Origin of the sequence: Chryseobacterium sp., from assembly GCF_045629545.1 — a bacterium.
Lineage (GTDB): Bacteria > Bacteroidota > Bacteroidia > Flavobacteriales > Weeksellaceae > Chryseobacterium.
The window spans coordinates 73,000-88,825 of the sequence record NZ_JAZQRK010000007.1; the positions used below are offsets into that span (position 1 = coordinate 73,000).

At 33.6% G+C, this 15,826-nt stretch carries 13 protein-coding genes; 2 read left to right on the top strand and 11 right to left on the bottom strand.

Features of this window, described 5'->3' with window-relative positions:
* Window positions 1-79 precede the first annotated feature (79 nt).
* The 4 genes from ACKI42_RS01305 to ACKI42_RS01320 form a co-directional block, all read right to left on the bottom strand.
* On the bottom strand, window positions 80-3,262 hold the full coding sequence (locus ACKI42_RS01305) for an efflux RND transporter permease subunit (protein ID WP_407401651.1): 3,183 nt from the start codon (window positions 3,260-3,262) through the stop codon (window positions 80-82).
* Between the two features lie 7 nt (window positions 3,263-3,269).
* Complete coding sequence (locus tag ACKI42_RS01310) at window positions 3,270-4,334, bottom strand: efflux RND transporter periplasmic adaptor subunit (protein ID WP_407401653.1); 1,065 nt, start codon at window positions 4,332-4,334, stop codon at window positions 3,270-3,272.
* A 17-nt stretch (window positions 4,335-4,351) separates the two neighbouring features.
* Window positions 4,352-5,707 carry a TolC family protein gene (locus ACKI42_RS01315; protein ID WP_407401655.1) on the bottom strand — a complete coding sequence of 452 codons (1,356 nt, stop codon included), beginning with the start codon at window positions 5,705-5,707 and terminating at the stop codon, window positions 4,352-4,354.
* Window positions 5,708-5,785: 78 nt separating this feature from the next.
* A complete protein-coding gene (locus ACKI42_RS01320; RefSeq protein ID WP_407401657.1) occupies window positions 5,786-6,379 on the bottom strand; it encodes a TetR/AcrR family transcriptional regulator in 594 nt (197 codons plus the stop codon).
* Between the two features lie 166 nt (window positions 6,380-6,545).
* Here ACKI42_RS01320 and ACKI42_RS01325 point away from each other — a divergent pair, with 166 nt between their 5' ends.
* Window positions 6,546-9,743: a T9SS type B sorting domain-containing protein gene (locus ACKI42_RS01325; RefSeq protein ID WP_407401659.1), complete on the top strand. Its 3,198-nt coding sequence runs from the start codon at window positions 6,546-6,548 to the stop codon at window positions 9,741-9,743.
* Between the two features lie 36 nt (window positions 9,744-9,779).
* Here the strand turns inward: ACKI42_RS01325 and ACKI42_RS01330 are convergent, their stop codons facing one another.
* The 7 genes from ACKI42_RS01330 to ACKI42_RS01360 all read right to left on the bottom strand — a co-directional run bounded on the left by ACKI42_RS01330 (window position 9,780) and on the right by ACKI42_RS01360 (window position 15,227).
* Window positions 9,780-10,604: a S1 RNA-binding domain-containing protein gene (locus ACKI42_RS01330; RefSeq protein ID WP_407401661.1), complete on the bottom strand. Its 825-nt coding sequence runs from the start codon at window positions 10,602-10,604 to the stop codon at window positions 9,780-9,782.
* A gap of 252 nt (window positions 10,605-10,856) precedes the next feature.
* Entirely contained in the window at window positions 10,857-11,576 is a 720-nt protein-coding gene (gene rluF / locus ACKI42_RS01335; RefSeq protein WP_407401663.1) for a 23S rRNA pseudouridine(2604) synthase RluF, read from the bottom strand.
* A 264-nt stretch (window positions 11,577-11,840) separates the two neighbouring features.
* The gene (gene truB, locus ACKI42_RS01340; protein ID WP_407401665.1) at window positions 11,841-12,539 is read right to left on the bottom strand and encodes a tRNA pseudouridine(55) synthase TruB; all 699 of its coding nucleotides are present in this window, start codon (window positions 12,537-12,539) and stop codon (window positions 11,841-11,843) included.
* A 151-nt stretch (window positions 12,540-12,690) separates the two neighbouring features.
* Complete coding sequence (locus ACKI42_RS01345) at window positions 12,691-13,107, bottom strand: hypothetical protein (protein ID WP_407401667.1); 417 nt, start codon at window positions 13,105-13,107, stop codon at window positions 12,691-12,693.
* Window positions 13,108-13,926, bottom strand: a complete 819-nt coding sequence (locus ACKI42_RS01350) for an undecaprenyl-diphosphate phosphatase (RefSeq protein WP_407401669.1) — start codon at window positions 13,924-13,926, stop codon at window positions 13,108-13,110.
* A 105-nt stretch (window positions 13,927-14,031) separates the two neighbouring features.
* Window positions 14,032-14,328, bottom strand: coding sequence for a DUF3098 domain-containing protein (locus tag ACKI42_RS01355; RefSeq protein WP_407401671.1), 297 nt, complete (start codon window positions 14,326-14,328; stop codon window positions 14,032-14,034).
* Between the two features lie 2 nt (window positions 14,329-14,330).
* On the bottom strand, window positions 14,331-15,227 hold the full coding sequence (locus tag ACKI42_RS01360; protein ID WP_407401673.1) for a cell division protein FtsX: 897 nt from the start codon (window positions 15,225-15,227) through the stop codon (window positions 14,331-14,333).
* Window positions 15,228-15,317: 90 nt separating this feature from the next.
* Here ACKI42_RS01360 and rsmA point away from each other — a divergent pair.
* On the top strand, window positions 15,318-15,826 hold a 509-nt coding region (rsmA, locus tag ACKI42_RS01365), incomplete at its 3' end, for a 16S rRNA (adenine(1518)-N(6)/adenine(1519)-N(6))-dimethyltransferase RsmA (RefSeq protein ID WP_407401675.1).

Consider the following 15,826-nt stretch of genomic DNA (forward strand, 5'->3'; position numbering starts at 1 on the left):
TGACGAATTCTCATAACAAAAAAAAGCAACCTCCATGGAGGTTGCTTTAGTACTATAAATAAAAATAATTTAAATATAATTATACATGTTTGTTGGTGAAACCATCTTCACTCAATTCTACATGATCATAGTCTGCTACCATTTCAGCATCGTAATCTACTGGATCTCCTTTTTTCATTCTTCTTAAAATAGAATCGAAAATAGAATATACTACTGGAACAATAATCAAAGTAAGGAATAATGATGATGTAAGGCCTCCAATAATTACCCATGCAAGACCGTTGTTCATCTCTGCTCCTGCTCCTTTTGCTAATGCAATTGGAAGCATACCAAAGATCATCGCAATAGTAGTCATCAAGATCGGACGAAGACGCGCGTGGTTAGCTTGTATTAAGGCATCATGTGTAGAAGCACCCGCTTCTTTTCTTGTATTGGCAAAATCTACAATCAAAATTGCATTTTTCGCTACCAATCCAATAAGCATAATCATCCCCAACATCGTAAAGATGTTAAGTGAATTACCAGTAAGTGCTAAGATTACCATTACCCCAATTAGGGCAAGTGGAATTGAGAATAATACCACAAATGGATATACAAAACTGTCATACAACGATACCATTACTAGGTAAACCAATACAATAGCGGCAAGAATCGCAATACCTAATGTACCGAAACCTTCCGATTGGTTTTCCATATCACCACCCCAAACGTAGTCTACGCCTGCTGGCTTATCTTTGCTATCCATAAACATTGCTGCCCACTCGTTTGCAACATCCCCTGAAGGACGACCTACTACTTTAGACTGTACTTTTACTGCTGGAGATTTGTCTCTTCGTTGTAGTAAACTTGGTCCAGAACCCATCTCTACATCTGCAAATTGACTAAGACGAATAAGTTGTCCTTGATTATTGGTAAACTGAATGTTTTTCACATCTTCAATAGATTGCCTATTGTTATCTCCAAATCTGATATTAATATCATATTCATACTCACCTGCTCGGAATTTACCATCTGTATTTCCATTAAATGCAGTTTGCATGATCTGACCTACAGTAGATAAATTAAGCCCCAAAGAAGCCATCTTATCTCTATCAATATTTACTTGTACCTCTGGGTTTCCACTATCTGTAGATAATTCTGCCCCGGTAGAACCAGGAACTTTCTTAAGTAACTCTAAGATTCTTGTAGCTTCTTTTGTCGCCGTTGCGTTATCAGGTGCGGTTACCACCAGTTCTATTGGTGCATTTTCTGCTCCCATTAAACCAATAGTTGCAGTTTTGAATTCTACCCCAGTAAATTCTTCTTGTAATTGTCTCTTAATTTTAGCTGCAAAGATATTAGAATCATCAGCACGTAGAGATTTATCTGTAAGAATAACCTGGATTTCAGATTGATAAGCTGTTGCTTGCGCACCCCCAAAACCAGAAGATTGCTGTCCAACAGTAGTAATCATATCCACTACATCAGGATTATTTCTAAGAAGTCTTTCTACTTGTAAGGTAACCTGATTGGTTTTTTCTACAGATGCATCCTTAGGAAGCTCCATCTGAACCAAAAACTGGCCACGATCAATCTTAGGGAAGAATTCTCCACCAATGAATCCAAACTTAACCAACATAAATGAAGAGATAAGAACCACAAAGGTAACTACTACAGTCATAATTCTTCTTAAAGTAGATTTTAATGACCATTCTAAAATATCTGTTATCCAATGAGTAAATTGATCTAATTTTTTCTCGAACCAAAGAATAAATTTCTCGAACCAGTTTTTACCAGTAAGGTGTTCTAATTTTCCGAATCTAGAAGACAACCAAGGAATAATAGTAAATGAAGCCAATAATGAGAACATTGTGGCGATAACCACTGTTACACAGAATTGTGCAAGAATGTTGGCTACCAAACCTGTACTCATTGCGATTGGTAAGAATACTACCACAATTACCAAAGTAATAGCTGACACTGTAAATCCGATTTCTGATGCACCATCGTAGGAAGCTCTGATCTTGCTTTTACCCATCTCCATGTGTCGATAGACATTTTCTAATACCACAATGGCATCATCCACAAGGATACCAACCACAAGAGAGAGACCAAGCAAACTCATTAAGTTTAGCGTATAACCCATCAAGTTCATCCCAATAAACGTTGCGATAAGTGATAAAGGAATGGAAACCATTACAATAAATGCGTTACGTATACTGTGTAAGAAAAGCAACATCACAATTGCTACAAGAATAATCGCCAAGAACAAATCGAAAATAACGTGGTTTGCTGCTTCAAGCGTAAATTCTGTGGTATCATTTACAATATTTACTTTTACATCTTTATCTTTATATGTTTTCTCTACATCTGCCATTGTTTTTTGTACCAATTCGGATACAGCAACTGCATTGGCATCAGATTGTTTTTTAACCTGGATAAGGAAAGTTGGATTTTGATTGTAACGCGCTAGTTTTTCTACATCTTGCTGAGCATCAAATACTGTAGCAATGTCAGATAGACGTACTTGCGCACCATTTTTACTTGAGATGACAAGATTATTAAGCTCTGCAATATCTTTATATTTACCTGAAAGCCTAATCGTAGATTTTGAGGTACGTGTTTTCAAATGTCCTGTAGGGAAATCTAAATTAGAGGATAAAATAGCCTGTTGTACTTCACCTAAGCTAAGACCATACCCCTGCAATTTTTTTTCGTCAATACTTACTTGTATTTCTCTTTCTTGTCCACCCACTAGATCTACTTGTGCAACACCGTTAACACGAGAAAACGTAGGTTCTATTTTTTTATCTAAAAGATCATAAAGCTCTTTATTGTTCAGTTTATTACTAGAGATACTCATCGTAATAATAGGAAGATCATCCAAGGAGAACTTATTAAGAGAAGGTGCATCTGCATCATCGGGAAGATCAGATAATATGGCATTCACCTTGCGCTGTGCATCATTCAAAGCGAAATCTACATCGGCACCAGCATTTAGCTGTACCATGATGACAGATAAACTTTCATAAGATGAAGCTTCTACTTTTTTCACGTTTTCTAGAGACCCTACGGCATCTTCTATTTTACGGGTAACCGAAGTTTCCACCTCGCTAGGTGATGCCCCTGGATACACCGTAGAGATGGTTACCATATTGGTTTCAAATTTTGGGATCAGTTCGTATCCCATCATGGAATAACTCAATAATCCACCCAAAGTAAGCAATGTAAATAATACAATGATTAGCGTGGGCCTTTTAATTGATATTTCTGCTAATTTCATCTAAATATTACTTTACAATATTAATTTTAGAACCATTTTCTAGGTTAATTTGTCCGCTGGTAATTACTTGCTCACCACCATTTAGTCCGCTGATGATTTGAACTTTCGTTCCGTACACTTTTCCAGGAACTACTTTTACCAATTTAGCAACACCATTATCTACGATGAAAACCTGTCCAGAATTCACTCCATTTACGAATGCATCAGAAGGAATTGTAAGCATATTTTGGTTTTGTGCGCCATAGTTTGTTTTAAACATAGCAGTCGCATACATCCCTGCTTTCAAAGTATTGTTTGTATTAGAAACTTCAATTTCCACAGGGAAATTAAGAGAAGCATCACTTTTCGGAGCAATAAATGTAATTCTACCACTGAAATTGTTTTCTGGTAATACATTTACATTGATGTCAACATTCTGTCCCAACTGTATTTTTCCTACTTGGCTTTCGTCTACTAGAACTGATAATTTCAGAGTATTGATGTTTACAATTTCAAATAATGGAGAACCTGTAGAGACTACTGCTCCTGGCTCTACCATTCTTTTGTTTACGGTTCCGCTAATTCCTGCTCTTACATTGGTATCATTTACACGAACTTTTTGAGCTGTAACCGCAGCTTGTGCATTTTTCAACTGCAATCTAGAATTGTCTAGTTGCTGCTTGGTAACACCGCCAGTTTTAAATGCGTTTTCGTAACGTTGATTATCAATGATTGCATTTTGAAGATTATTTTTAGCTTGCGTCATATCAACCTCTATTGCATCTTTTTTGATGATAGCAACCGTTTGACCAGCAGAAACTCTAGATCCTTCTTTCACCAAAACACTAACAACTTTACCAGAAATTTCAGAAGCCAAATTGGTTTCTTGTTTTGGGATAAAGGTACCATTAGCAGAATAGTCGGTATCAATATTTTCTCTTGCAGCAGAGATAACGTTTACGTTTATTTTATCTACTTGCTTAGCTACTTCTTTCACGGTAGCTTCTTGTTCTTTTTTATTGTTGGCAATTTTATAAGCAGCTAACCCTATTAGTATTGCTGCTACCACAATATATATTAAAGATTTTTTCATTTTCGGTGATCGTTTATTTATGAAGGTTGTATTAATGTAGAAAGTTCTCCTTTAGCTTTTATCAACTGTATCTCTGCTTGTTTGTAATCTAGTAGACCTGTTGCATAGTTTTGTTTAGCTTGTGTAAGAGCATTTTGTGCATCTAATAGCTCTGTAAGAGTAGCCAAGCCATTTTGGTAGTTAGATTGGGTATTGCTTTGTACTTTCTCTGCCAATACTACATTATCTTTCATCTTTTGTAGATTGATCAAAGAGTTTTCTATATTGGTAATAGAGTTTCTGTAGTCTAAGTTTAAGCTTAATTTTGTATTTTCGATATCTTGTTGTACATCCAAAATGTCAATTTCAGCTTGCTGAATTCTAGATTTCGTTGCACCACCCGTAAATATTGGAATATTAAGATTTAAACCAACAGAAGCCATATCGCTCCACATTACTCCATTATTAATTCCGTTGGTTAAAGGAAAGTTTTTTCCCATACCCACCCAACCATAGTTTGCCTGAAGGCCAACTGTTGGGTACAAAGCAGCTTCGGTGGCTTTTTTATTAAATTGAAGCAATTCTTTTTGTTTTTCTAGAACTTTCACTTCATTTCTATTGTCTATATTGGCAAGAGAAGCTACTATTTCTGGGCGAGGATCTATACTTTTTTCCTCCAAGGTAACAGGTGTATCAATAGGAATTCCCATATAAAACTTCAATCCATTTTTAGCCAATTCTGCAGCGTTGATGGTCTGTTGTTTAGAAGCACTTACATTGGTAAGTTGTACATTGGTTCTATCCAAATCTATTTGTTTGGCAAGACCATTGTCTACCAAACTTTTGATGATATTTCTAGCTTTTTCTGTATTTGCATAGCTAGCCTCTAGAGTACGAAGATTTTCTTCTTGTACAAAAACGTTGTAGTACGCAGTTGCTACATTTGCTATAATTTGGTCATTGGTAAGTTCGGCATTCAATACATAAAATTCTCTAGTAGATTTAGCCGCTTTCAGACCGATAAAAACTTTTTGATCGAACAACGCTTGATTCACGGTCGCTGTAAGGTTAGAAGTCCAAGGTTGACCCATCTTCGCTGTAATTCTTTGTCCACCAAATTCTAGTAAGGATTGTTGAATTATAGGATTGTAGGTAAGACCTCCACCCACTGAAATCTGTGGTAATGCACCCGCTTTTGCCTCAGTGATCTTATACTCTGCTTTTTTTATCTGCAAAGCTGCTTTTTTGGCCTCCGCTTTATTTTGTAAAGCTTGCTGTATGGCTTCTTGCAACGATACTTGTTGCTGAGCATACAAAGATGAAGAGCCGAAAATCATAAATGCTGCGGCTATACCAAGGTTTAGCGTTTTTGCAGTAATACGTTTTCTATTCATAATTTATTACTTCGTTTGTTTTATTTTCTGATATTTAGATTTGTACTAGAAGACGATTCCACCACAAAAATACTTCAATTATTTATTAAATAACATATTGATAATAATATCTTTACGTTCGGATATTATGGCATCAAACTCTGCATCATTCAAAGTGAAGTTCTCCATAAAAAGAGGTCTTATTGCACTCGGAAATACCAATAATGATACCATGTTTAAAATAAACTGTACTGGCGCCATTTTCGGAACATTACCCAATTCCATTTCTCTTTTTATATCCTTAAAGAATACTTTCATTACGTCTTCTTCTATCTGATTTTTCTTACAAACACCTTTATTGATCTGAGAAACTATGTAGGATTCTAGATAAGGATACTTCAAACTTGTAGACAAACTTAGCTCTACAAACTGAGTTATTTTTTCCTTAAAGGTAAGTTCTGCATTGTATATTACTTTAGATTTTTCTCTATCAACTTGCTGAGCATCATCGAAAACTGTCTGGATTAGATTATCTCTAGATCTAAAATAATAATTGATGAGCGTACGGTTTACGCCAGCTTCATCTGCAATCTCTTGTGTTGTAGCATCAAATTTTCCTTTCACAAAGAACAAATTCTTTGCGGTTTCTTTGATCAGTTCTTGGGTATGATCTTTTTTGGTTGGATTTGACATTTTTGTTAAACAATTTTGTGCAAATATAAATCAAACATTCGTTTTGACAAAATTGTCAAACAAAATAATTAATGTGACTTTAATCATCTTTAAGATTTATAAAGTGTATTCATACTACATCAATTATTGCCTAGTTTGAATTAATTATATTTGCGGAAAATTAATAATGATGAAAAAAATTTTATTACTGATTATTCTTTTATTTTCATTTTCAATAAATGCACAATGTAATAATTGTGCAAAAAATTTTGGCGAGTGGGTTTTTGATGATACTGTTGGAATGAAAAAAACAAATGATGGATTTTTATTCGTATACCATCCAAACAATTCTTACACTACAGCAAAAATGAAGAAATATGATTTTAATTGTAATCTTCAATGGGAAAAAACAGAAGTGATACAATCATTTAATGTAGATGAATATGGAAATATTTATACATTAGGAACTGATGGATATTACATGAATTATGTAAATAAATTGACCAAATACAATTCAAATGGTGTATTGATATGGCAAAAGCAATTCACTGGAGAAGTAAGTAGGCTAGCAAAAAACATTTTTATACATCAAAACACTGTAATAGTTACTGGTGTGTATAATTATAATTTAAATTTTTTTGGTCTGATAAACTTTACTAATAACAGCGGAAATACATCACCGTATGCCCGAGCTTTTCTCGCTAAATTTGATACCGATGGAAACTTTTACAATGCTATTCAGTTGGGACAAAATATTGAAAATTTTAAAGATTCTGCGATGGATAATGATGGAAATATATATATTTCTAAAGTAGATGCCAACTTTCAATATAGCAAAATTGAAAAATTTAACACCAACTTACAACTAATACTTTCAAAAGAGATTTCAAATAACACTGGAGTATATTGGGCTTATTGCCCAACTAATTTACATTATAATAAATTGAACAATAAAATGTATGTTTATGGTAGTTTTTCAATTGCTACTAAAATAGACAATGTAAATTTTTCTACAGGAAATCCTAATAACGGAGTTATACAAAGTATCATCTCAGAATTTGATATCTCAACCTTAAATCTTACAAGACATTTACAGTTTTACAATAATTCTAATTTGCAAATACCTCAAGAGTACAATAATAATACATACACACTTAATAACGCTTACTTTGCTGAGACTAATGATTATCTTTACGGATTTGGTAGCTTTTCTAAAAATATGACTTTAGGAAATACTAATTTAACATCATCTAGTACTCTTTCAACTTCAGGCTACACTTACAATCATGAAGATTTAGTTTTATTTAAAATAAATATAAGTAATTTTCAGCCAGAGGTTTTATTTAAATCGAATACAACAATGCAGCCCAATCAATATGGATCATTAAATGCTGCCGATGAAATATTCATTCATAATGATGAAGTATATGTCTCGGCAAACTTTACTGCTAAACCTATTGTAATGAATGGCACTACAATAAACAATAATAGTGGCAATGGAGATACCGATGTTTTATTTTATAAATATAATGCAAATTCGCAAAATTCAGTTTCTTCAAATTCTCCTGTTTGTATCAATTCTAACATTCAATTAAATGCCACAGGAGGAGCAATTTATAACTGGACAGGACCAAACGGATTTACATCAACTCAGCAAAATCCTACAATCCCAAATGCTACTTTAGCAAATGCAGGGACTTATACTTGTCAGATTTCAGGATCAGGAGCATGCGATGGAAATTTCACTGTAAATGTTGTAGTTGGTGACAACATCGCGCCAGTTCCAAATACAGCACAACTTCCCGACATTTCAGGAGATTGCAACACCATAATTTCTAATATTCCGACTGCAACTGATAATTGCGCAGGAACTGTTACAACTACAACTATAGATCCTTTGACTTATAGTGTGCCAGGAACTTATACAATTCATTGGATTTATAATGATGGAAACGGAAATACAGCTTCACAAAATCAAACCGTAATTGTAAATTCTCCACCTCTTCCAACAACATCTAATGTTCAGCAAGTTTTTTGTGCATCGAGCATTCCCACAATCGCTAATATTCAAATCACTGGGCAGAATATAAAATGGTATAGTAATGCTGGTGCCTTTTTACCAACAACTACTCCATTAGTAAACGGACAAACGTATTACGCTACACAAACTATTAACGGTTGCGAAAGTAGTAAAACTCCAATTCAAATTAGCATTAATAATACGCCAAAACCTACTGCAAATAGCACTCAGGATTTTTGTGAATCTGCAAATCCTAAATTGGCGAACTTGGTTGTAAATGGAAATAATTTAATTTATTATAATGCTGCAGGCACTATTTTACCTCTAACAACTCCTTTGGTAAACGGACAAGCTTATTATGTAACTCAAACTTTAAATGGTTGCGAATCTGAAAAGTTACAAATCAACGTTACGCTTTCTCAAAATAATGTTCCAGCAAAAAATTACAGAAATTCTATTTGTAATATTTCTACTGCAAATACAATGGTTGTAGATCTTACATCCTATGAAAGCAATATTATTACTAATCCTAATAATTATATTTTCAGTTACACAACAGCAACTGGAACACCTATCTTAAATCCTACGAATTATACTTTAAACTTAGGTTCAAATGTGATTAATATTAAAGTTTCAACGGCTGATGGATGCTTTACGAATGTTATTTTAGAATTAGTTTTAAATCCTAAACCTAGCGTTACTTTACCTGAAGATTTCGATTTTTGTAAGGGAACAACAGCTACTTTAGATGCAGGTTCAGGTTTTATATCATATTTATGGAATACAGGAGCAACTACACAAACGATTTCTGTTTCAAATTCTGGAAATTATTCGGTAACGGTTACTAATGGATTCGGATGTAGCAGTACAAACAATATTAATATCAGTTATTCTGTATTAGCAGAAATTGTAGCTGTAAATATCAGCAACAGCTCTGCAACAATAATACTTTCGGCAACTGGAAATTACGAATATTCTTTAAACAACTCTACTTGGCAAGATTCTAATGTTTTCAGCAACTTGGGTATGGGAGAATATATTGTTTATGTAAGAACAAAATCGGGCTGTTTCATTGGTCATAAACCATTTTCAATATTTAATATTCCAAATGCAATCAGTCCAAATGGAGACGGATATAATGATAGTTGGAAAATTGCTGGACTAGAACATTATACAGGTACAGAAGTTACCGTATTTGATAGAAATGGAGTTTCGGTGTTTAAGCAAATTATCAACAAAAAACCTTTAGATTGGAATGGTAAAATTGCTGGTTCGCCAATTCCTACTGGAAATTATTGGTATACAATAAAAGTTTCGGACGGTAGAAATTATACAGGCTGGCTTCTCATCAAAAATAGAGAGTAACAAAAAAGAGCAGAAATATCTGCTCTTTTTTCATTTTTATACCAATTTTACTTTATCATCCATGATCTCGATAAGTTTATCTTTATACAAACCTCCCAATGCCTTTTTGAAGTTTTTCTTACTCATTTGTAATACTTCTTTGATGTCTTCTGGCGAAGATTTATCCGAAAGATGAAGAAGACCAAAATTCTCCTCCAATTTTAGTAAGATCTTCTGACGGAATTCGTCTATATTGTCAAAACCTTCTGGCTGTAGAGACACATCTATTTTTCCATCTTCACGGATATCTTTAATATAACCACCATCTTCAGAAAGTGGGTACAATTTCTTATACACATCTGAAGCGTAGATAAGACCAATATATTTTTTATTGATTACGGTATTCCATCCAATTTCGCTTTCGTTCATTAGAATAAGGTCTACTCTATCTCCTTTTTGTAAAGGTAAATCTTCATACTGAGGATTTCTTTTGAATTTGGTAGTTCCGGTAATCAAGTTGGTAGTTTCGTCCACATACAAATAAACCAAATATCTTTTACCTTCGATAATTTTAGATTTTTGTTGCTTGTAGGGAACAAAAAGATCTTTAATAATTCCCCAATCCATAAATGCACCACTAGGAAGACTTTGTACACAGCTCATAACGGCATATTCTCCTACTTCTGCCAATGGCAATTCTGTAGTAGCTTTTAGTTTGTTATCATCTTGATATACGAAAACCTCCATTTCATCACCTACAAGTTTTTCTTCATTAATAAAAACTTTAGACAAAAAAGCGGTTTCGCCAGATTCGTCTGCGAGCATCCAACCTGAATGATTTTTTTCTGAAATTTTTAGAGTCTGGGTTTTTCCTAGTTGCATTAATTGTTCAATTTAGTGGGCAAAGGTACGGAATTATAAAACAGAAAAATAGCACGGATGTAATTTCTACACTTTACCCAACCATCAAGGTGATAGAAAAATTCTAATACTCTAGTTGGTTTATTAATGAAAAATTAAGATTCACAGCGATTTTTTTATTTCAATTAAACAAGAAAATCCTCCTATTCATAAAAGAGAAACGAGCAATATTTGCAATAAATATTCCTCGTTTTTATATTATTTAATCTAAAATTAAACCACCTTCTCAGAATCTCCAAGCATAGCATTCAATTTTGATAATTCGTCTGCCGTTAGATCTCTCCATTTTCCTAGAGGTAAATCTAGTTTGATATTCATAATACGGATACGTTTTAGTTTTTTCACTTCGTAGCCCAACACTTCACACATTCTTCTAATCTGTCTGTTCAGACCTTGTGTAAGCACAATCCTGAAAGTCATATCATCTATTCTCTCTACCTCACATTTTTTGGTAACGGTATCCAAAATAGAAACTCCATTACGCATTTTTTCTAGAAAACGAGTGTTCAAAGGTTTGTCTACACGCACCAAATATTCCTTCTCGTGGTTGTTTTTTGCTCTCAGAATTTTGTTGACAATATCACCATCATTCGTCAACAATATAAGACCCTCACTCGGTTTATCCAATCTTCCGATTGGGAAAATTCTTTTTGGGTGGTTGATGTACTCTATAATATTATCAATCTCTCTCTTGGTATCTGTGGTACAAACAATCCCCACAGGTTTGTTGAACGCGATGTAGATAGAATCTTCCTCAGATTCTTTGATGGGTTTTCCGTCTACTTCTACCAAATCTTCATCTGATACCTTGGTTCCCAATTCTGGCACAATGCCATTTATTTTTATTCTTCCTTCTTCCAAAAGTTTGTCGGCTGCCCTTCTAGAGCAATATCCTACTTCTGAAAGATATTTGTTGATGCGCGTTTTTTCCATGAGTATATCCTTTTACTGTATAATTCTGTTACAAGAAATGAGCAATTCTATCACTAAATAAATTGATAAATGATCACCTTATTATCTGTAACAAATTTTGAATTCTTTATTGAATCTTGTACTAGAAAATCTAAATTTTCTGTTTGCAAAATTAGTAAGAAATTTGCAATTTTCAACTGTGGAATATCATAATTGAAGTGATTGCTTTCTACTCTATTTTTTCTTTTATGTTAAATTGCAAACAAGCTTTATTTTAAATTTAAATTACAAACTTTCGAATTTGAATTCGTTTTGCAAATAATCTGAAGTTCCGTTTTCTAGCAAATAATCTCCAATTTTTGTTCTTCGAAGTTGAGTAAGATAAGCTCCTACCTCCAAAGTTTGACCAATATCGTGCGCCAAACTTCTGATGTAAGTTCCCTTAGAACATCCAACGGTAAAACTTACCAAAGGTAAATTGATCTCTACATCCTTGATGTATAAGATGGTGGTTTTTCTAGATTTCATTTCTACCTCTTCCCCAGCTCTTGCCATGCTATAAGCTCTTCTTCCATCTATTTTAATGGCTGAAAAAACTGGTGGTTTTTGTTCTATTTCTCCTAAAAATTGTTCTAAAGCTTTGTGTATATCTTCTTCTGTAATATGAGAAATATCTTGAGGCAAAATTTCGGGTTTCTCGGTATCGTAAGATTCTGTTTGGACACCGAGTTTTATCTCTGTCCAATATTCTTTGGGAGCATCTTGGATTTCTGGAATTTTCTTAGTGAATTTTCCTGTACAGATTATTAGAAGTCCTGTGGCACGTGGATCTAGCGTACCAGCGTGTCCTATTTTGAATTTTTTGGGTAATCCAAACTCGCTTTTGAGTTTGTATTTCAGTTTGTTGACCGCTTGGAAAGACGTCCAATCTAATGGCTTGTCTAGAAGAAATATATGTCCGTCAAGAAGTTGTTCTGATGTCATTTTCTTTATTTGATCTTAAATATTAAAAAAAATGGAGAACTTAATCTCCTTTTATATTGTTTTAAATCCAGCCCGACTTGAGCGTAGCTCTTTTTGCCGAAGCAAAGCGGAGGCAAAAAAGCGAGAGCGGAAGGCGGAAATAGCTGCCAAATTATTTTTTATTATACTTACCCTGAGAATCTACAAGGTAATCGTAATCTGTAATATTTGTTAGTTTAAAAATATTAAACGTAATTGTATTTTTTTTCTTCGAAATTGAATCTCCAACCTCTACTTTACTTAAAAAATTTTCTCCAATATCTAACTCTTCTTTGTTCGAGAATTTAATATAAGGCGTATTTCTATTTCGAGAATCTTTACCTTTTTCTACAACAGATGATTGCACCTCAAATTTCAAGATTCTTTGTAAAGCTATTAGTTGTAACTCGCTCTCATTTCCGTCTTTATTACATTTTTGTATAATATAACCAAACATAATAAATCCTAACAATACAAAAATCACAAAATACTTAGTGTCTGTAATAATCTTCTCTACAATCTTATTATTAGGATCGAATTTATTTGGCATTTATTTAAAATAATAAAAATACACTAGTAAAGCGATACCAACAATAATTCTGTACCAACCCCAAGGTTTGAAACCATATTTGTTGAGAACCCCAATAAAACCTTTGATGGCGATAAGTGCCACAATGAAAGCTACAATATTCCCAATTACAAAAATCATTATGTGATCTTGTGAAGACATAATCATCTCGTAGCCCTTCATAGGATTGGCAGTTTCTTTACCCCAAGTTTTTACAAAGATTGAATAAACTGTAACCGCCAACATGGTAGGAACGGCAAGAAAGAAAGAAAATTCTGCAGCTGCTTTTCTGGATAATCCCTGAGACATCCCACCAATAATAGAAGCAGCACTTCTACTGGTACCAGGCATCATTGCCAAACATTGCCAAAAACCTATGGTTACCGCTTTTTTTATCGACATTTCTTTTTCATCGTGTATTGTGGGATTTTTGAACCACTTGTCGGCGAATAATAATACGACGCCACCAAGTACTAATACGGTAGATATTGCAATTTGGTTACCCAATATCGATTCAATCTTATCATCAAATAAAAATCCTAAACCTAATGCTGGAATTACTGCAAAACCCAATTTGAAGTACAACTGTATGTTTTTGATATCGAAAAATTTTTTCCAATAAGCTACTACTACAGACAATATCGCACCAAATTGTATTGAGACTTGGAACATTTTTAGGAATTCGTCTTCTGGTAATCCTAATAGACTTGCGGTGAAGCCCATGTGTGCGGTAGATGAAATGGGTAGATATTCTGTAAGTCCTTCTACAATTGCAATAAGGATTGCATTAATTAGATCCATAAAATTTGAGTGGTTATAAAATTAAAAAGATTAAGAAATCTTAAAACTAAAAACACATGTTCTCAATCTTTCAATTTCTTAATCTTTGATAGTTAATTGTTTTTGTTATTTTCTTTTTAGGATCGCATAGATTTCTATTACAAAACCGATAACAACAAGTAGTGGTGCTATTCTTATTCTACGGATAGAAAAGATATCTTCGTTCCAAGAATTGGGATCATATTTACCATCTACCGTGTTGGCGTCTGGCCCCATCATTAGTATGAAGCCTAGTACAATACATGCCAACCCTATGAGCATCCATTTGTAGTTTTCCTTCCCAAAATAAAAATCATTCTGCTTGGGGGCTTCGGTATCTGTTCCGTAGTTGGAAGCAGAAAATTTTTCTGTTTTTTTACTCATGGTTAAGAATAATATAAATCGTCTACGCTAGATCTCAAATATCTCCATGTTGCAATGATTGTACTCAGTATTGTTATGAAAATACCTACTGCAAAAATACTTATTACAAGCCAAATGTATTGGTTCGTATCTTGTACAAAAGGGGTCTTGATGGTTGTGGTAAAGTAATACCAAAGACCGAATAATGCTAGCAAACCGATGAAAGCACCTAAAACACCCAAGATTAAAGCTTCTTTGATGAAGGGTGTAAGTATGAATCTTCTTTTGGCTCCTACCAACTGCATAGTTTTGATAATAAATCTTTTGGAAAATACTTTAAGTCTTATAGAATTGTTGATAAGAACAATTGCTAATATTAAAAATAGTACGCAGAATGCAAAAATCCATTTTAAAATTTTGTTTAGCTTTTCGTATATTTTTTGAGAATCTGAATCATTTTTCACATCTACAATTCCCTTCACAGATTTTATTTCTGTAAGCACAGTTCCTATTTTTGTAGAATCAGTATATAGTGGTTTTAATGCAATTTCTACAGAAGCTGGGAAAATATCATCTTCAAAAAGTGCCTGACTGTTAATACCTAAACTTTTTTTCGCTTCATTAGAGGCCATCTGTTTAGAGATATATTTGGTGCGTTTTACAGATTCTAATTTCTGTATTGCTAAAACTGCATCAGCTTGCTCTTTTGCTACTTTAGCAGAATCTTTGCTATCATAATTTTCGTTAAAGTACGCATTTACAACGAGTTGCTCTTTAAGATAATCAGAATATTTCTGAGCATTAATCATAATAAGACCCATTAATCCCAATAAAAACAACACTAAGGCAATACTTACTACTACTGTAATATTGCTAGACCGAAGCCTTTTCTTATTAAACTCTTCTACAGATTTCGCCATTAATATTAAAATTTTTGGCTAAAATAGAAAAAATCTTCCGAAATTTGGAGAATTATTAGAAAATCATTGTTAACGAAATCATAAAAAACTTTGAGTGTAAAAGCAAAAAAACATCTCGGTCAACACTTTTTGACGGACGAAAACATCGCTAGAAATATCGTAGAAGGTCTTAGCTTCGAAAATTATAGTAACATTATGGAAGTTGGTCCTGGTATGGGTGTCCTTACTAAATATCTGTTTGAGAAAGACCACACTACTTACCTTGCAGAGATAGATACAGAATCAATAGAATATCTAAAGAATAACTACGAGAAGGCAACTGAAGAAACTTTTGTAGGGGATTTTCTAAAACAAGATTTTGACTTTATTAGTGGTGAACAAATTGCCATTATTGGTAATTTCCCTTATAATATCTCCTCTCAGATTTTATTTAAAATTATCGATTATTATCATCTCGTACCAGAAATGGTAGGTATGTTTCAGAAAGAAGTGGCACAAAGAACAGCTGCTGTGCCAAGAACAAAAGAGTATGGAATCCTTTCTGTATTGGTACAAGCCTACTATGATGTAGAGTACTTATTTACTGTTCATGAGAATGT

Excerpts from the sequence above, each read along its gene's own strand:
- ACKI42_RS01305 (WP_407401651.1), bottom strand. The coding sequence starts at position 3,262 with ATGAAATTAGCAGAAATATCAATTAAAAGGCCCACGCTAATCATTGTA.
- ACKI42_RS01310 (WP_407401653.1), bottom strand. The coding sequence starts at position 4,334 with ATGAAAAAATCTTTAATATATATTGTGGTAGCAGCAATACTAATAGGG.
- ACKI42_RS01315 (WP_407401655.1), bottom strand. The coding sequence starts at position 5,707 with ATGAATAGAAAACGTATTACTGCAAAAACGCTAAACCTTGGTATAGCC.
- ACKI42_RS01320 (WP_407401657.1), bottom strand. The coding sequence starts at position 6,379 with ATGTCAAATCCAACCAAAAAAGATCATACCCAAGAACTGATCAAAGAA.
- ACKI42_RS01325 (WP_407401659.1), top strand. The coding sequence starts at position 6,546 with ATGATGAAAAAAATTTTATTACTGATTATTCTTTTATTTTCATTTTCA.
- ACKI42_RS01330 (WP_407401661.1), bottom strand. The coding sequence starts at position 10,604 with ATGCAACTAGGAAAAACCCAGACTCTAAAAATTTCAGAAAAAAATCAT.
- rluF (WP_407401663.1), bottom strand. The coding sequence starts at position 11,576 with ATGGAAAAAACGCGCATCAACAAATATCTTTCAGAAGTAGGATATTGC.
- truB (WP_407401665.1), bottom strand. The coding sequence starts at position 12,539 with ATGACATCAGAACAACTTCTTGACGGACATATATTTCTTCTAGACAAG.
- ACKI42_RS01345 (WP_407401667.1), bottom strand. The coding sequence starts at position 13,107 with ATGCCAAATAAATTCGATCCTAATAATAAGATTGTAGAGAAGATTATT.
- ACKI42_RS01350 (WP_407401669.1), bottom strand. The coding sequence starts at position 13,926 with ATGGATCTAATTAATGCAATCCTTATTGCAATTGTAGAAGGACTTACA.
- ACKI42_RS01355 (WP_407401671.1), bottom strand. The coding sequence starts at position 14,328 with ATGAGTAAAAAAACAGAAAAATTTTCTGCTTCCAACTACGGAACAGAT.
- ACKI42_RS01360 (WP_407401673.1), bottom strand. The coding sequence starts at position 15,227 with ATGGCGAAATCTGTAGAAGAGTTTAATAAGAAAAGGCTTCGGTCTAGC.